Source organism: Promicromonospora noduliphila (assembly GCF_056951025.1).
The window spans coordinates 1,633,662-1,650,774 of the sequence record NZ_CM167806.1 but is presented as its reverse complement, the minus strand read 5'-3'; the positions used below and the strand labels follow the sequence as shown (position 1 = coordinate 1,650,774).

12 protein-coding genes are annotated in these 17,113 nt (G+C 72.1%); 7 read left to right on the top strand and 5 right to left on the bottom strand.

Going from position 1 to position 17,113, the window contains the following annotated elements; genetic code table 11:
* Positions 1-250 precede the first annotated feature (250 nt).
* From AC0QU1_RS07145 to AC0QU1_RS07115, 7 genes are read left to right on the top strand one after another with little or no spacing between them, the layout of a single operon-like run.
* Complete coding sequence (locus tag AC0QU1_RS07145) at positions 251-1,315, top strand: glycosyltransferase family 4 protein (RefSeq protein ID WP_483575473.1); 1,065 nt, start codon at positions 251-253, stop codon at positions 1,313-1,315.
* A complete protein-coding gene (locus tag AC0QU1_RS07140; protein WP_483575471.1) occupies positions 1,315-3,087 on the top strand; it encodes a glycosyltransferase in 1,773 nt (590 codons plus the stop codon). The genes AC0QU1_RS07145 and AC0QU1_RS07140 overlap by 1 nt, the downstream gene beginning before the upstream one ends.
* Positions 3,084-3,986 (top strand): ABC transporter permease, encoded by a 903-nt coding sequence (locus tag AC0QU1_RS07135; protein WP_483575470.1) that lies wholly within the window; start codon positions 3,084-3,086, stop codon positions 3,984-3,986. The genes AC0QU1_RS07140 and AC0QU1_RS07135 overlap by 4 nt, the downstream gene beginning before the upstream one ends.
* Positions 3,976-5,106, top strand: coding sequence for an ABC transporter ATP-binding protein (locus tag AC0QU1_RS07130; RefSeq protein WP_483575468.1), 1,131 nt, complete (start codon positions 3,976-3,978; stop codon positions 5,104-5,106). The genes AC0QU1_RS07135 and AC0QU1_RS07130 overlap by 11 nt, the downstream gene beginning before the upstream one ends.
* A 14-nt stretch (positions 5,107-5,120) precedes the next feature.
* Positions 5,121-6,296 carry a non-hydrolyzing UDP-N-acetylglucosamine 2-epimerase gene (wecB, locus tag AC0QU1_RS07125; protein ID WP_483576645.1) on the top strand — a complete coding sequence of 392 codons (1,176 nt, stop codon included), beginning with the start codon at positions 5,121-5,123 and terminating at the stop codon, positions 6,294-6,296.
* A 32-nt stretch (positions 6,297-6,328) separates the two neighbouring features.
* The gene (locus AC0QU1_RS07120; RefSeq protein ID WP_483616425.1) at positions 6,329-7,573 is read left to right on the top strand and encodes a DUF6270 domain-containing protein; all 1,245 of its coding nucleotides are present in this window, start codon (positions 6,329-6,331) and stop codon (positions 7,571-7,573) included.
* 1 nt (position 7,574) lies between these two features.
* Positions 7,575-8,099: an acyltransferase gene (locus AC0QU1_RS07115; protein WP_483575464.1), complete on the top strand. Its 525-nt coding sequence runs from the start codon at positions 7,575-7,577 to the stop codon at positions 8,097-8,099.
* Between the two features lie 26 nt (positions 8,100-8,125).
* Here AC0QU1_RS07115 and AC0QU1_RS07110 read toward each other — a convergent pair whose 3' ends face one another.
* From AC0QU1_RS07110 to AC0QU1_RS07090, 5 genes are read right to left on the bottom strand one after another with little or no spacing between them, the layout of a single operon-like run.
* Complete coding sequence (locus AC0QU1_RS07110; RefSeq protein WP_483575463.1) at positions 8,126-9,184, bottom strand: glycosyltransferase; 1,059 nt, start codon at positions 9,182-9,184, stop codon at positions 8,126-8,128.
* Positions 9,185-9,187: 3 nt separating this feature from the next.
* Positions 9,188-10,717, bottom strand: a complete 1,530-nt coding sequence (locus AC0QU1_RS07105) for a polysaccharide pyruvyl transferase family protein (protein ID WP_483575461.1) — start codon at positions 10,715-10,717, stop codon at positions 9,188-9,190.
* Positions 10,714-13,560: a glycosyltransferase family 2 protein gene (locus AC0QU1_RS07100; protein ID WP_483575460.1), complete on the bottom strand. Its 2,847-nt coding sequence runs from the start codon at positions 13,558-13,560 to the stop codon at positions 10,714-10,716. The genes AC0QU1_RS07105 and AC0QU1_RS07100 overlap by 4 nt, the downstream gene beginning before the upstream one ends.
* 52 nt (positions 13,561-13,612) lie before the next feature.
* Positions 13,613-14,863 carry a UDP-N-acetyl-D-mannosamine dehydrogenase gene (gene wecC, locus AC0QU1_RS07095; protein ID WP_483575458.1) on the bottom strand — a complete coding sequence of 417 codons (1,251 nt, stop codon included), beginning with the start codon at positions 14,861-14,863 and terminating at the stop codon, positions 13,613-13,615.
* A 20-nt stretch (positions 14,864-14,883) separates the two neighbouring features.
* Positions 14,884-16,794, bottom strand: coding sequence for a glycosyltransferase family protein (locus tag AC0QU1_RS07090; protein ID WP_483575457.1), 1,911 nt, complete (start codon positions 16,792-16,794; stop codon positions 14,884-14,886).
* Positions 16,795-17,113 lie beyond the last annotated feature (319 nt).

Sequence of the window (17,113 nt, the reverse complement as noted above, 5' to 3'; positions counted from 1 at the left end):
CAGCGTGGTCGCACGCGTCAGACGGCAGCAGAACCGCGCGATTCTCCTCGTGACACACCACTACGCACCCGAGACGGGAGCCCCGCAGAGGCGGTGGTCCGCTCTGGCCGGGCACCTCGTACCCGCCGGTTATCCCCTCACGGTGCTCGCCCCTCCACCGCACTACCCATCGGGAAAGATCACCCATTATTCACCCCATTTCCTGCCCGGTTCGGTGACTCGGGGGGACCATGGAGAAAAGATCATCCGGGTGAACTTCCGAGAGCATTCTCACGCGCTCGGTTCCCGCGTCTCCGACCAGGTGGTCGCCGCGGTGAGCTCGGTGCTGCGCGGCGCGCGGCCGTCGGCCGGCCAGCCCGCCGTCGTGATCGCCACCGTCCCCGGGATCCCGAGCATCGTCGCCGGCTGGGCGCTGGCCCGCTGGCACCACGCCCGGCTGGTCGTGGAGATGCGGGACGCCTGGCCCGATCTCATCGAGCCCAGCGGCATCCTCCTGCGCCGGGGCCGCGCGGGCGGCGTACGCCGTGTGCTCCGCGACCTCGCCGCCCGCACGGTCCACCGCACCGTCACGCGGCTGCAGGCTCGGGCCGACCTCGTGGTCACGACCACAGCCGCCTTCGCGGAGGTGCTCCGCTCACGCGGCGTCCGGAATGTCGCGGTGGTACGTAACGGCACGGCATTCGAGCCGGTCCGCGAGCACGGTCCGGTCGTCCTGGGCGATCGTCCGCTGCGCGTCGTGTACGCGGGCACCGTCGGCCGGTCGCAGGGCCTGGACGTCGTGGTCCGTGCCGCCGCGCTGGTGCAGGAGCGCGGGCACGCGATCGACGTGCGGATCGTGGGTCACGGCAACGAGCTGGCCCCGCTCCGGGACCTGGCGGCCGAGCTCGGCGCGCCGGTCCGGGTCGAGCCGTCCGTCCCGTCCACACAGGTGCGCGACCTCTACGCCTGGGCCGACACTGTGATCGTCTCGCTGCGCGACTGGGCCCCGTTCAGGTGGACCGTGCCGTCCAAGCTGTACGAGGTCATGGCCTCCGGCGTGGTCGCCTCAGCATGCCTCGCGGGCGAGGCGGCCAGCCTCGTCTCGGCGAACGGCGCGGGCGCCGTCGTCCGCCCCGGCGACGTCGACGGCCTCGCCGACCTGTGGTGCGGCTGGCTGTCCGACGGCGTGGTGCCCGCCGCCTCTCCCGACGCCGCCGCCTGGGTGGCGGAGCATGCGAGCGACGACGTCCTGGGCCACCGCTACGCCGGGCTGCTCGACGAGCTGCTCCCCCACCCGCTGCTGCCCGAGGCCGCCGACCCGGGGGCGCGGTACTGATGGCACGTCCGTTCCAGCGCGCGGGCGAGCTCGCGCGCAACCTTCGCTACACCACGTCGTTCGTGGCCCGCACCGCCGTCGAGGATCCGCTGTGGCTCGCCGTGCAGGCCGCCCGGCGGGCTCCGGAGCGCCTCCGCCGGCCGCTGGTCGGGGCGCTGGGCCTCGCACCGGCACCGTCGGCGGGACATGCGCTCGGTCGAATGCTCGCGGGCGACACCGCGGGCGCGGCACGCGAGGCCGAACAGCTCCTGGCCCGTTCCGACGGCCGCGGCCGTCGCCTGGCGGCCGAGGTCGCCGTGGCGGTGAGCCGCCCCGAGCTGGTCGACGGCGCCGCGGGGGCCGGTCCGGCGCGCGACCGCGCCGCCTGGCTGCTCGGCGACGTCGACGCGATCGGGCCGGACGCTCCGGCCGGGCTCCGCGCCCAGGTGGCCGAGCTGCGGCCGGACAGCCGGGACACACCTCCCCGGCAGGCCGCCGGCCGCGACACCACGGCCGGCGACCGGGCACGGCCCGGCGATGGGAACGCTCCCGCAGGTGGCCGCGCCGGCGTCGTCACCGTGCTGCACCACCTGACCAACTCGCTGCCGCACACGCAGAGCGGCTACACGCTGCGCTCGCACGCGATCCTCGTGGCGCAGCGCGCCGGCGGCCTAACCGTGTCTGCGACGACGCGACCCGGCTACCCGCTGACCATCGGGTCGCTCGCGGCGCGCGGTACTGACGTCGTGGACGGCATCGCCTACCGCCGCCTGGTGCCGGCGCGCGCGGAGCGGGACGCCGCACGCCGCGCCGTGCAGGAGACCGACCTCCTGGTCGAGGCCGCGCGCGAGGCCGGGGCGGACGTGCTGCACACCACCACGCCGTCCGCGGTCGGGTCGCTGGCCCGGGCGGCGGCACGGCGCGCCGGGATCCCGTGGGTCTACGAGGTCCGCGGGCTGCCGGAGGAGACCTGGGTCGCCGCGCACGGTACGGCGGAGGCGCGGGCGCGGGCGGCGGCGTCCCGCCGTCGGACCCTGATGCAGGCGAAGGAGACCGAGCTGGCGCTGACCGCCGACGCGGTGGTGACGCTCAGCGGCACCATGCGCGACGCGCTCGTGGCGCGCGGCGTGCCCGCCGGGCACATCACCGTGGTACCGAACGCCGTGCCGGACGCCCTGCTCACGGCGCACCACCCCACGCCAGAGGCGGCGCGCGCGGCCCTGGGTCTGCCCTCCGGCCCCGCCATCGGGACCGTGAGCAGCCTCGTCGACTACGAGGGCCTGGAGACCGTGGTCCGCACGGTCGCCACGCTCCGTGCGCGCGGTCACGACGTGACGGGGCTCCTGGTGGGCGACGGCGTCTCGCGGCCGGGCCTGGCCCGGCTCGCCCGCGAGCTAGGCGTTGCCGACCACGTGGTACTCCCCGGCCGGGTGCCGCCCGACGTCGCACTGACCTGGCTGGCCGCCCTCGACGTCGTGCTGGTGCCCCGGCGCGACCACGAGGTGACGCGGCTGGTGACGCCCCTGAAGCCCGTCGAGGCGATGGCGGTGGGCCGGCCGGTGGTCGCGAGCGCGCTGCCCGCGCTCGTCGAGGCGGCGGGTGGTGCGGGACTGCACGTCGAGGCCGACGACCTGGAGGGCTGGGCCGACACCGTCGGCGCTCTCCTGGCCGACGTCGGCCGACGGACCGATCTGGTGACGCTCGGCCACGGGGTGGCTACCGAGAGGACATGGGTGCGCAACGCGGAGATCTACCTGGGCGTCTACCGGAAGTGCCTGGGGGTGACGGCATGAGCGCGGGACCGGAGACCGGTTCGTACGCGGCCCTGTTCGACGCCTCGCCGACGACGACCAAGCTGGTGACGCTCGGCAACCTGTCGCGCGTGGGAGCACGGCCGCCGCTGGGGCAGTACGTGCGGCTCCTGTGGGCACGCCGGCACTTCCTGTGGGCGGACGCGCGCGCCAAGGTGGCCAGCGGGACGCGGCAGAGCCTGCTGGGCAAGGCCTGGCTGGTGCTGAACCCCCTGATCGACGGCGCCGTCTACTACCTGGTGTTCGGGCTGCTCATGAAGAACGAGCGCAGCGTCGACAACTTCGTCGGATACCTGCTGATCGGCGTGTTCCTGTTCCAGTTCACCACCCAGTCGATCAACGGCGGCGCACGCTCCGTGCAGCAGGGCAAGAACCTGATCCGGGCGTTCACGTTCCCGCGCGCTGCGCTGCCGATCTCCGTGGTGCTGCGCAACCTCCTCAACCTCGGCCCCACGCTGCTGACGCTCGCCGCGCTGATCTACCTCGTGCCGCCGGCCGAGGAGTACACCTGGCGCATCGCACTCGTGGTGGCCGCCCTGGCGCTCCAGGTCATGTTCACCACGGGCCTCGCGCTCCTGGTGGCCCGCTGGGCCGCGGCGCTGCCGGACATCACCAACCTCATCGGCATGGCGATGCGGGTCTGGCTGTACGGGTCGGCGGTCTTCTTCTCGTTCGACCATCTGCTGGCCGACAACCCCGAGCTGCAGGTCTGGCTCGAGTCGAACCCGATGTTCATCGTGCTCGACATCGTGCGGGACTGCGTCCTGTACGCGAACACACCCGACCCGGCGCGCTGGGCGGTGCTCGGCGGCTGGGCCGTCGGCACGCTGCTGGTCGGGTTCGTCGTCTTCTGGCGGGCGGAGGAGAGCTATGGCCGCTGACCTCGACTACCCCATGCCGCCCTCGTCGCTCGGTCCCAGCCGCCCCACGTCCGCCCCGCTGCCCGCCCAGGGTCCCGTCTCCGGGGCGATCCCCATGTCGGTGCAGGCGCCGCCGCACACCGGCCAGCTCACCGCCGTCGCACCGCGGTCCGGGGGCACCCCCGTGCTGTGGCCCACCGTGGCCGTCCAGGACCTGCGGATGTTCTACCGGACGCCGTCGACGGACACGGCCAGCGGCCGCCGCGCCAAGGTGAGGCGCGCGGCGCTCAATGTCCTGGGTCAGGAGCCCAAGGTGACGGTCCGCGCGCTCACGGACATCTCGTTCGTCGCCCACTCCGGCGAGCAGATCGGCCTCGTGGGCCAGAACGGCTCCGGCAAGAGCACGCTCCTGCGGATCATCGCCGGCCTGGAGAAGCCCACCAAGGGCCAGGTGCTGGCCGAGAGCACCCCCGTGCTCATCGGCGTGAACGCCGCCCTGGTCCCCGACCTGCCCGGCGAGGAGAACGTGCGCCTCGGCTGCCTGGCCATGGGGCTGTCCCCCGCCGAGGCACAGGCCGCGATCCCCGACGTCATCGAGCTGGCGGGCCTGGGCAAGTCGATCTACCTGCCCATGCGCACCTACTCCTCGGGCATGGCGGCGCGCCTGCGCTTCGCCATCGCGACGGCGGCACGCCCGCACATCCTGCTCATCGACGAGGCCCTGGCGACCGGCGACGCCGCCTTCAAGGAGCGCAGCGAGGCGCGGATGGCCAGGCTGCGCGAGCAGGCCGGAACGGTGTTCCTGGTGAGCCACGCCGCCCAGACCATCGAGGAGTCCTGCACCCGCGCCCTCTGGCTGCACCACGGCCGCCTGGTGCTCGACGGCGAGGCGCAGGACGTCGCCGTCCGCTACCGCAAGTGGGCCTGGGCCTTCGCCAAGGACAAGCCCGACGAGGCCAGGCGGGTCCTGGAGGAAGCGTTCGCGGAGCGCCGGGAGACGCAGGTGCGGTTCGACGCGCCCGAACCCGCCAAGGGGCGCGTGCGGGAGCGGCATGCGCGGCCGACAGGGCGCGACGCCAGGCAGGCCAGGGCCGCCGCGGCGCGAGCAGCGGCCCTGCGCGCGGAACGGGGCGACCTGTGAGCCGCCCGCTCGTCATGACGGTCTACGGGACACGCCCCGAGGCCGTCAAGGTGGCGCCCGTCATCACGGCGCTGGAGGCCGACGACCGGTTCGAGTCCGTGACCGTGGTGACCGGCCAGCACCGGGAGATGCTGGACCAGGTCAACGAGGTCTTCGGGATCGTGCCGGACCACGACCTCGACGTGATGAGCCCCGGCCAGACGCTCGGTCAGATCTTCGCGCGGGTCATGTCCCGGCTCGACCCGATCCTGGAGGCGCGCCGGCCGGACGTCGTCATCGTGCAGGGTGACACCTCGACGTCGACTGCCGCCGCCCTGGCCGCGTTCTTCCGGCGGATCCCGGTGGTGCACCTGGAGGCTGGGCTGCGCAGCGGCGACATCACGTCGCCGTTCCCTGAGGAGGCGAACCGCAAGATCACCTCGCAGATCGCCGCGCTGCACCTCGCGCCAACCCTGCGCAGCCTGGCCAACCTGGTGGCGGAGGGCGTGCCGCTGGAGAACATCGTCGTCACCGGGAACACCGTGATCGACGCCCTGCACCTCGCCGTCGAGCGCCGCACGGCGTTCACCGACCCCGCCGTCGAGCGGGTCGCGGCGTCGGGGCGCCGCACCCTGCTGGTCACCACCCACCGCCGGGAGAACTGGGGTGCCGCGACGGAGCGCGTGGGCCGTGCCGTGGCACGGATCGCCCGGCGGTTCCCCGACGTCGAGGTCGTGCTGCCGGTGCACCGGAACCCCGTGGTGCGCGACGCCGTTCTGCCGTACCTCGACGGGCTGGCGAACGTGACGGTGACCGAGCCGCTCGGCTACGGCGAGTTCACGCACCTGCTGTCGCTGTCCACGCTGGTGCTCACCGACTCGGGCGGGCTCCAGGAGGAGGCGCCGAGCCTGGGCAAGCCCGTGCTCGTCATGCGCGAGAACACCGAGCGTCCCGAGGCGGTCGAGGCCGGCACCGCCCGGCTGATCGGCACGGACGAGGACCGCATAGTCGCCGAGGTGAACCGGCTCCTGACCAACGAAGCGGCCTACGCAGCCATGGCGCAGGCCGTCAACCCGTACGGCGACGGACGCAGCGCGGGCCGGGTGCTGGACGCGACGGCGCGTCTGCTGGCGCTCGAGGTGGCCGGCATGCTGCCGGACCTCGACCTGGACGAAGAACTGACCGCCGTGACGGCAGAGGGTGGAGCATGAGCAAGACCAGGGTGTTTATCTACGGTTCGTGCGTGTCGCGGGACACGTTCGAGCACTTCGGTCCCGAGGAGTTCGAGCTGGTCGAGTACGTGGCCCGGCAGTCCGTGCTCAGCGCGTACACGAAACCGGTGGAGCTGGTGGCCCCGCCCACGCTGGAGTCCCGGTTCCAGCAGCGGATGGTGGCCGGCGACTTCTCGTCCAGCCTCCGCTCGCTGCTGGCGACGCACGGCTCGGCCACGGACCTGGTGCTCGTGGACCTGACGGACGAGCGGCTCGGGGTGTACCTGCTGCCTGACGGCTCCATGGTGACCCGCTCGGTGGAGCTCATCGAGTCCGGTGCGGAGCAGTACCTGCCCCAGGGCACCCAGCACATCGCGTTCGGCACCCAGCAGCACTTCGAGTACTGGAGCACCGCGGTGAAGTACATCGGCGAGCGCATCCAGCACTACGCGCCACAGGCCACGACCGTGCTGCTCGACATCGCGTGGGCCGAGTGGTCGGAGAGCGGCGCGCAGACGCCGGACAGCTTCGGGATGCGGGCAGCGGACGCCAACTCGGTCTTCCGGCCCTACGTCCAGGTGGCCGCGCAGGCGCTGGGCGCGCACGTCGTCTCGATGGAGCCGTCCGAGGTCGTCTCCGGACCGCACCACCCGTGGGGGGACGCCCCGTTCCACTACGCGGAGAAGGTGTACCTGGAGGTGGTGCGGCGCCTGACCGGCAGCGAGGGGCGGGTGGTCTGGGGCGCCGGTGCGACCCGGACGCGTACGGCAGACCTGCCCGCGCAGGCGGCCGGCAGCCAGGCGGCGTCCCGTGATGGCGTTCCCTTGGACAAGCTGCGGGCGAACCAGCTCGCGGCCGTGTGCGCGGCGCTCCGCACGGAGCTTCCCGGCGGGTGGACGAAGCATGCGGTCTGGCGGAACTACACCTCTGCCCACGACTTCGTCGCGCAGGGCATCACCTTCGGCTTCGACATCTACGCCAGGAACAACACGTGCGAGGTGAACCTCGTCGTGCGGGACAGTCAGTACCTGCCCTACCTCAGGGCGCTGCTGGCAGCGGGAGACATCCCGTTCAAGGAGATCCCCGACAAGGCCGACCGGGTGTTCTACACCCGTGCGGGAATGGTCGACGAGGTGGTCGACGACACCGTGATCAAGAAGCTGGTAACCGCGATCCAGAAGGCGCGGCGGGCGATCGAGCAGGAGGGCAGGCCGCCTCTCGACCAGCTCACGCCGGCGGCCTTCCTCCGGCCCGGCGCGGCGCGGGCGTTCGCCTGACATGGCACTCGTCCTCGGGAACGACGTCAAGATCGACGGTTCCGCCACCCTCGCGCACTCCGGTGAGCGCACCATCACCGTGGGGGCGATGACCCGTATCACCAGGGACGTGGACATCACCGGCCCGGTGACGATCGGCCATGACGTCTACCTCAACCGCGGCGTGTACATCCGCCCGAACACGGTGATCGGACCCCGGACCGCCATCGGCCCGTTCACCCGCATCGTGTCCGACACCCACTCGATCGGCCCGGCGTGGCGCCGAGCCGGACCCGTGCGCTGGGACGGGATCACCATCGGTTCCGGGTGCTGGATCGGCGCGTCGGTGACCATCCTCGCGGGCGTCACCATCGGGGACGGCGCCGTGGTCGCCGCCGGTTCGGTCGTCACCAAGGACGTGCCAGCGAACACCGTCGTCGCCGGCGTGCCGGCGAGAGTGGTCCGCGAGCTCCCGCTGGAGGCGCCCGCCGACGACGGACCCGTCGCGGTGGACACCGCTGAGGACGGCGGCCCGCCGGCACGGTGACCGGACGACGGCGTCCGCCGGGCGGCTCAGGAGGCGAGCAGGTCGACGAAGTCCGAGGCCATGTCGTACATCGTGTAGGACTCCGCGTACTCCCGTGCCGCCCGCGCCCGGGCTCCGCCGTCCCCGTCGAAGGACCGCTCGATCGCCTCGGCCAGCGCTGCCGGCCGGTCCTCGGCGTCGGGCTCGAAGAACTCGACCCACGCCTGGTCCCCGTAGTCGGCCACGAGGTGGGGCTCGGCAGGCACGACGCTCGGCACACCGACCGTCGACGCGAGCAGCATGCTGCCCGAGTTGAGGATGCGGGTGTAGGGGAAGGCGAGGACGTCGCACGCGGACGACCACTGCACCACCTCGGCGTCGCTGAGCTCGGTGTGCCGGCGGTACACGGCGACCTCCCTCGGAAGCGCACCCTCGATCTCGCGCATCGCGGCGGGTTCCGTCTTGCCCGCCAGGAGCACCGCCACCTGCGCGTGCCGCGCGGCGAGCAGGTCTGCCGCGCGGAGCAGCGTGCCGACGCCCTTGTAGGGACGCAGCCCGCCGACGATACCGACGACCTTGGCTCCCCACGGTATGCCCAGCGCCCGCCGCGCCACGCGCCGACCGGTTGCTTCCGGATAGAGCCCCTGGTAGCTCGCGTGGCGGAGGCGATGCACCTTCTCGACGGGGAGCGCGTAGTGCTCGGCCGCCACGGCCACCGTCTGCGAGTTGAGGATGACGATCTTCTCAGCGCGGTGGGCCAGGACCTCGGCGAGCTCGACCTCCTCGGCGAGGTACTTGGCATCGTGGGCAACGGTGTTGTGCACCGTCCAGAAGACGCGCACACCGCGCGCGACAGCCCGGGCGAGCGCCGCGTCGAGGGAGCGGATGCGAGCCCGGAAGTCGGCGGCGTTCCGCACACCGTCCGAGATGGGCCCCGTCCAGTGCACGTGGGCGATGTCACCGGGTTCGAGCTTTCCCAGGTCGTCGATCAGCTCGCCGTAGCGCCAGCGCCCTCGGACCTGCCAGCCCGTGGCTCGTGCCTCCAGGTAGAGCATGTTGAGGTAGGGGTTCGTCGTCCAGTACGGGAACGGGTAGATCTGCGGCATCGATCAGGCACCTTCCTGGCCGGCGGGGATCGTGTTCTGCGCTCGTACCGCTCCCAGGCGCGGCACCTCGTCCACCCAGCTCAGCCTCGTCGACTCCGTCGCGCCGTCGCCGAACACGACGTCGAGCCGGAGGTCCGCCGCTGCCGGGTCCCCCCAGGCGCCCGGCACCACGACATCGAGGTCGATCTGAGCACCGCCGTCCGGCAGGAGCAGACCGGGGACGACGACGGCCTCGCCGCCGTTGAGCAGGCGGACCTCGTCGATGGCGCGGGCCGAGTCCACCAGACGTACGGCCAGGCTGACCACCGAGGAGCTGGGCTGCCGGAACACGGCGTAGGCCCGAGCCGTCAGCCCCTCTCCGGCGCGACGTGACGCAGCGAGAAAGCGGTCGACGGAGCCGGCGAACGCGGCCCGGTCGGCATCGCGGACGTCGGCAGCGAGCTGTTCGGACCGCACCTCTGAGCTGACCCATCGGCGCAGATCGATCAAGCGGCGTACGCCGGCAGTCGAACCGCCGGCCGCAGCCGAGCCGACCGCCTCCCGCAGGTGGGTCTCGTACCTGGCGGCTCTCAGCTCCGTCGTGACGCCGTCGGCGAGCGCCGCGACCCACTCGGCGTCGCCGAGGCCGCGGTCCGGGGACGCCTCTTCGGCAGGCGCCGTGTCCGGTGCCTGCCGCGCGGCCGGCACCGCGGCGCGCCGGGCAGCGCCGACCGGCCTCGGTGACCAGAGGTCGTACGGGAACGCGTCCAGGATCGCCTCGGCGTCGTACCGGGGCTCCGGCATGGGGCCCATCGCCAGCGCCTCGGCGACCGTCGCCGCCACGGGCTCGGTCCAGCGGCCGGTGCCGGCGAGGTAGTCGCGGTACTTGAACGGGTGCTCGTGCACCGACCGTACGAACCGTGCCGAGACACCCAGCGACTCGGCGACGACCACCGCGTGCAGGGAGGACCCGATGACGAACCGGCTCGTCGCGATCCGTGCGAGCACCGAGTAGAGCTGCTCGCACGGTTCCTGCACGAGCACCCCAAGCGTCCGGGCCTGTGCCGAGAGCTCGTCCAGGTCGTTGATGTTCGGCACGAACAGCGTATCGTGTCGCGGCACCCGAGCGGCCTGGACCAGCTCCGGCATCAGGTACGCGACGAGCAGCGCGGGATCGCCGTAGACCTCCGGCACGTCGTGGCCGAGCCAGCGCAGATAACGGCGGGTCCACGGGCCTCGCACGGACCGCACGTCGAGCGACGCGGGGAGCGTGCCACGGTCCGGCAGCACCTTGCCGTTCACGCCGGTACCCCAGATCACGGAGTCCTGCGGCGCCAGGTGCGCGATGGATCCGACGGAGACCAGCGTCCGGGGCGGCTCGCCATCGGGCAGCGGGTCGGCGCCCGCGACGATCCGCGCCACCAGGGCCGGTCCGAGCAGGTCGCCGAAGTTCGCCACCGGCGCGCCGTCCCGCACGGGGTTCCAGTGGACCACGGGCACACCGGAGACCAAGGTCGTCGCACCCCTGGTCGGCGCGCTCTGCTCGACCGTCACCGTCGTACCCCCTTGGAGCCCGCCTTGCGTGCCCGTTCCACGCGCCACTCGACGGCGCGCGCGAGGCGCGCCACGCCGCTCTTGTACGTCCGGAACCCACCGACGGCGCCGTCCGGAGAGAGCGGCCGGACCGCACTGGTCGCGGAGCCGGAGGACCACGTGAGGTGCAGCGGCACATCCACCCGGCCCAGGGCGTCCTCCGCAATCACGCGCGCCTGCCAGTCCCAGCCCGCCTCCAGCCGCGACAGGTCCGCGTCCATCCGCCAGCCGCGGGCCCCGGTCACCAGGTCGCCGATGACGCGGACGCGCCGGTCGCCCTGCCGCCCCCGCCTGCCCACGGCCTCGAGCCGGTGGAGCACGACCTCGTCGGGGACCGCTTCCCCGCGCAGCGTGACGGTACGGCCCTTCACGCCGGTGACCTCGGCCCTGAACCGGGGCAGGAACCGCCACGAGTCGTGGGTGACCTGGCGCCACAGCGTGTCACGGTCACCAGTCATCATGGCGCGGAAGACCCGCTCCTCCTTGGCCCCAGGAGTCACCACGTCCGCCACGCCCAGCCCGGAGCGGACGACGAGGCGGAGGACGAGGTCGGCCAGGTCGTCCTCCCACGGCACGCTCCGGTCCATGAACGGACGCAGCACATCGGCGTGGAACACCCGGGCAGCGGTCTCGCGGTCGAGGGCGGAGTCCAGGCCCGTCGTCAGAGCTGCCACCACCCCCGCGATCGTCTCCGTCGCGTGCTTGTCGACGGCCTTGGTCTCACGGAGCCACACCCGCCGCGCACTCTCGAGGTCACCCAGGGACATCAGGTGGTAGATCAGCGCCCTGCGTGCTCCGATCCGCCGGAGCGCCTGCGGCGGGGCGAGCACGAGCAGGTCGGTGATCGCGGAGGCCACGGCCTCTCGCTCCAGCGGGGTGAAGCGATCCACGTCGGCACCGAGCAGCTTGCCCACCGTCGACCAGCCGTCCACCCCGAGGGCCATGTGCCAGTACTCGCGGGCGAGGTCCGACGCGGGGTCCTCTGCCAGCACGACGGCGCACACCCGCTCCTGGGCGAGATAGCCCACGGCGGAGGCGACGCTGCCCAGCGACGCCGTCATCGACGACGAGCCGGGACGAGCGCGATAGTGGTAGACGATCTCGGGGGTGATCGCCAGGTGCCCGGCCCGCCGCAATGCCATCGACATCGGCGCGATGTCGTTGCCCCGCGGGGTGGTGGGGAAGTGCAGCCGGTGGCGCGTCCAGAAGTCGCGCCGGACGAGGCGGTTCCAGCACGTCCGGTTGCGCACGAGCCGAGGAACCAGGTCGATGGTGGTCCGCCGGTGCGGCCGGTCGAGACCGTACTCGCGCAGGTTGCTCCAGGTGGTCGACGCGTAGAACTTCTGGAAGCCGCCGATGGTCACGTCCGCGCCGCTCGACGTCGCCGTGGCGAGCATGGTGCCGTACGCGCCGCGAGGCACGAGGTCGTCCCCGTCGCAGAAGGCGAGGTAGGTTCCCGTGGCGAGCTCGATGCCTGCGTTGCGGGCCTGGGCGCCACCCTGCCCGGGGTTGCGCGTGACGACCACGCGAGGGTCGCGGGCGGCCCAGGCCCGCAGCTTCTCCCAGGTGCCGTCCGTCGAGTGGTCGTCGACGCAGATCAGCTCGAAGTCAGCCATGTCCTGCACGAGGACCGACCGGATGCACTCGTCGACCCAGGGAGCCACGTCGTGCGTCGGAAGGATCACGGACAGCGCCGGTGCGGGACCCGATTCCCGGCCCGCCGCCTCTGCGGATCCGCCGAGCCGGCCCAGCGCACGGAGCAGCACCTCCGGCACCGTCGAGAGGTCGCCTGCCTCGTCCTCGGCGCCGCCGACGACCTCGGCGCCGCCGGCGACCTCGCCGCCGCCCGCGAGGACCCGGCACGTCGTCTGAAGGATCGTGCCGGGAACCCGCCTCAGGGTGCTCGCCTCGGCAAGTCCGACCACGTCGCGGATCACCGCAAGCGCCAGCTCCCGGACCGCGCCGTCGGTCGCCTCCCGCAGCGGGCCGACCCGGTTGCTCACCTCGTAGACCATGATCTTCTCGACGAACACCTGCAGCGCCGCGACGTTGCCCGACTCGCGCACGATCCGGAGCGCCTCGGCCGTCTGCCGCGCCCAGTCGGCGAGCACGTCCTGCGCGTCGAGGGTCGTCGTGATGGAGCCCGGCCTACGGCGGTAGAGGTAGACGGTACGAGGCAGCACGTCGATCGAGCTCGCGCGGGTGTACGACGTCGTGCACGGCACCACGTCCTCGCACAGGGTGCCCTCCGGCCACGTGATCCCCTGCTCGCGCAGGAAGTCCGTGCGGTAGACCTTTGTCCACACCGTGTGGTCGTAGATCAGCTCGGGATGCTCGGCCAGCGTCGTGCGCTCGGCGCCCGTGTCGTAGACGTCGTGCTGCAGGGTCCAGTAGCGCGTACGCCCGTTCTTCCGGCCGAACTCGTCCGCCCGGGCCGTGACGAAGTCCGAACCCGTTCGCTCGAGCGAGGCGACCATCGCCGGGTACGCCCCCGGGGGCACCACGTCGTCGCTGTCGGGGAACGTGATGTATCGCCCACGCGCTCGGCGCAACCCCGCGTTGCGGGCCGCCCCCGGACCCAGGTTGCTCTCGTTCTCGACGAGAGAGACGCTCGGATAGCGGTCCCGGAACTCTCGTGCGATGTGCGCCGAACCGTCGGTCGGCCCGTCGAGGACCACGATGATCTCCTGTTCGAGATCCTGGGCCAGGAGGCTGTTCAAGCAGTCGTCCAGCCACGGCTCCACGTTGTAGGTAGGGATCACCACGGAGAGGGCCGGCTCGGAGCCTGCGGCACGGGTGGTCACGATTGCTGTGCTTCCTTTCGAGGTTCGCTCACGGGTCGGGGGCGCCGCTGCTTCAGTGCACGCTCGCCGTCATCCCGCGCGTGTCGATGACGTTCTTCCCCGCGAGCCGCTCCGCCACCGGCCGGAACACCGTGTGATCCACGAGCAGCACGGACGCGTCGGCTCCGGCGAGCGCCTCCTCCACGCCGACGAGGTGCACGTTGGGCAGCCCGGCGAGCGCGGGGGGCAGCTCGTCGACGTTCGGCTCGACGGCGATCACTCTCGCCTGCGGGAACGTCGTCGCCAGGTCGCGAACGACCTCGACGGCGGGAGACTCCCGCAGGTCGTCGATGTTCGGCTTGAACGCCAACCCGTAGGCCGCGATCACCGGGGACTCGATACCGGCCACGGCGTCGAGCACCTTGTGCAGCACCCAGCGCGGCTTGGCGTCGTTGACCTCGCGCGCCGTCCGGATCAGCCGCGCCTCCTCGGGCGCCGCGTCCACGATGAACCACGGGTCGACGGCGATGCAGTGCCCACCCACACCAGGCCCCGGCTGCAGGATGTTCACCCGCGGGTGGTGGTTAGCGAGCCGGATGAGCTCCCAGACGTCGAGGTCGAGGCGGTCGGCGACGAGCGACAGCTCGTTCGCGAACGCGATGTTCACGTCGCGGAACGAGTTCTCGGCGAGCTTGGCCGTCTCCGCGGTCACGGCGTCGGTCAGCAGGATCTCGCCCTGGCAGAACACCTGGTAGAGTTCCCGCGCCCGCTGCGCCGCCTCCGGGGTGAGCCCGCCCACGATGCGGTCGTTCGTGACCAGCTCCACCATGGCCCGGCCGGGCAGCACCCGCTCCGGGCAGTGCGCGAAGTGGACGGCGGGGCGGCCGCCCGAACCGTCGAGGCTGAGGTCGGGCCGGAGGTCCAGGACCCAGTCCGCCATGCGCTGCGTGGTCCCCGGCGGGGAGGTGGACTCGAGGACGACCAGCTCGCCGCCGCGCAACACCGGCGCGAGCGACTCGGCAGCCGACCTGATGTACGAGAGATCCGGCTTGTGGTCATCCGCGAACGGCGTGGGCACGGCCACGATGTACGCGTCGGCCGGTTCGGGCGCGGACACCGCGCGCAGTCGGCCGGCGGACACGGCGTCTGATACGTATCCGGCCAGGCCCGGTTCGACGAAGGGCACCTGGCCCCGGTTGACCGCGCTCACCGTCGCGGAACTCACGTCGACGCCCGTCACCGGAACCCCGTTGGCGGCAAGGATCGCTGCCGTCGGCAGGCCGATGTACCCGAGCCCGACCACCGCGACGGTGCTGATTCCCATGGGTTCTCTCTTTCTTGCGTTCAGAACATGACGTGCGTCACCGCACGTCCGTAGTGCTTGACCTCGCCGCTGGCGAGCAGCTCGGCCTCGCTGACCGGCCACGAGTGCCCGCCCGGTGCCGACCGCACCTGGACGAAGTTGAACCGGTCGGCGGAGTAGACCAATCCGCCGGCCTCGACGAGATCGGCCAGGAACGCCGTGTCCTCGCCGCGGCCCAGCGGGCGGAACCGGACCGTGGAAGCGGTCTCACGCGCAGCGACGATCGTGGGTCCCATCACGCGGTCGGTGTACCTGTGCTCCCGGTCCGCGAACCGCAGGATCGTGGCGTCGGTGCCCTCCAGGTACATGTAGTGGGCCTGCTTGCCCACCACGTCCGCACCCGAGTAAGCCAGCGCGAAGAGCTGGTCGGACAGGTACCGGGTCCCGTACAGGTCGTCGTCGTCGATCTTCGCCACGACGTCGCCGTCGGCCGCCTCCAGCAGCAGGTTCAGGCACGTGCCCAGCGGCACGTCCGCCCCCGCCGACAGCAGCTCGAGCGCGGCGACGCCGGCCTCCTTGGCGCGGGCGCGCAGCTCGGCGTCGCCCACCTCGAAGCCGTGCGTCAGCAGCGCGACCTGGAGGTCAACGCCCTCCTGGGCGCCGAGGACACCCAGGACGTGGTCGAGCTGGGCCGGGCGGTTCGTGGAGACCAGGGCGGTCACGGTCGGCCGCGCGACGACGGGCGAGACGGCCCGCCCCACGTCGTGCAGCACCCTCTGCACCCGGGCGGCGTACGTGTGCTCCCGCCAGATGCGGCGCTGGCCCTTGTGCACCGCGCGGTCGCGCAGCTCGGGCGACCGCACCAGCGCGCGGACCGCGTGGACTCCGGCCTCGCGGGTCGGCGCGACGAAGACCTCGTCGGGCGGGAAGTACTTCCCCACGGCCGCGCTCGGCGTGGACACGACGGGGGTACCGCTGGCCGTGATCTCGAAGATCCGGCGCGCACACATCGACGGCGAGCCGACCACCGAGTTCACGTTCAGGAAGACCTTGTACTCGCGGTAGGCGGTCAGCATCCGGTCGTAGTCGAGCGAGCCGACGACGCGGCCGTCCAGCGGCGGCGGGAACTGGTACTTCTGGTCCTTGCCGCGGAACCGGCTGAAGATCTCCAGGCCGTGCTCCATCGTGGGCGACACGTCCAGGGCGGCACCGAGCAGCACGTCCATCTGCTCGCGCCGCTCCGGGTACTTGTGCGCGAAGTACATCCCCGCGAACGCGACGTCCCGCTCCGGTCCTCGGCTGTGCAGACGCACCGGGTTGTGGATCGCGGGCTGCGCCGCGAACTCCAGCACGCCGACCCGATCATGCCCGAGCGCCTCGGCGTAGGCCGGCAGACGATCGACGTCGGTGGTGTACACGCGGTCGAACAGCCGGGCCGCGCCGAGGAAGTCCTCGAAGTGGACCGGGTCCTCCTTGTTCCAGAACACGGTGGGCACGTCCGCCGCCCGGCAGGCCCCGACGAGGTCCACGAACGCCGGACGCGGGGCCGACGTCCCGGTCAGGTGGTACTGCCACGCGCCGCCGTTGCCGTTCCACGCGGACTCCACGAACAGCAGGTCCAGACCCGTGGCGAGCTCGTCGCGCCAGGTCGAAGGAGTGAGGGCCACCTGGTCCCACTCGGGCGCGAACGCGAGCCGCGAGAAGTCGTCCAGGATGACGCCCACGCGCAGGTCACGCGGCCCACCGACGGCGTGGCGCCGCGCTGCCGTACCGCGGGCCACCAGGCCGGACGCTGGGCGGCCCGGCCACGGGTCGAACGTCAGACCGGTCCTCGTCAGCCGCGAACCGCCCACCTGCCCGGCCATGGGGAGCCGCTGCCTGCGTAGATAGGTGCGGAGCTGGTAGATGCCGCCGTGCCGGAGGTGCCATACGGCGCGGCGGAGTCTGCGCACCCGGCCAGAAGCACGATCCGTCACCGCGAGAATGTCCTTGTCTGCCCGAGAGCCGTCACGAGGAAGGGCACCTACCGGGCGAAAAACACAGGACCGGACGTAAAAGATGCGCCATTGATTTCCCCATGCTACAAGCGGGCAAAGTCGTGCTCGTGACGTTTACGGGTGAAAGACAGTTCGGTTCACCCGGGTGACATTCTGAAGACTATGGATCAACCGGGTGAAATCGATCAGAGGGTGAAATCGATGAAGTTCACCCAGGTACATTCCGGGCGATTGTCCCCATACCGGCAGAAGGCATCAGCCGTGCCTTTCTCAC

Bases quoted from the DNA above. Each gene is read 5' to 3' on its own strand.
- AC0QU1_RS07115 (WP_483575464.1), top strand. From the start codon at position 7,575: ATGGCACTCGTCCTCGGGAACGACGTCAAGATCGACGGTTCCGCCACC.
- wecC (WP_483575458.1), bottom strand. From the start codon at position 14,863: ATGGGAATCAGCACCGTCGCGGTGGTCGGGCTCGGGTACATCGGCCTG.
- AC0QU1_RS07130 (WP_483575468.1), top strand. From the start codon at position 3,976: ATGGCCGCTGACCTCGACTACCCCATGCCGCCCTCGTCGCTCGGTCCC.
- AC0QU1_RS07140 (WP_483575471.1), top strand. From the start codon at position 1,315: ATGGCACGTCCGTTCCAGCGCGCGGGCGAGCTCGCGCGCAACCTTCGC.
- wecB (WP_483576645.1), top strand. From the start codon at position 5,121: ATGACGGTCTACGGGACACGCCCCGAGGCCGTCAAGGTGGCGCCCGTC.
- AC0QU1_RS07110 (WP_483575463.1), bottom strand. From the start codon at position 9,184: ATGCCGCAGATCTACCCGTTCCCGTACTGGACGACGAACCCCTACCTC.
- AC0QU1_RS07135 (WP_483575470.1), top strand. From the start codon at position 3,084: ATGAGCGCGGGACCGGAGACCGGTTCGTACGCGGCCCTGTTCGACGCC.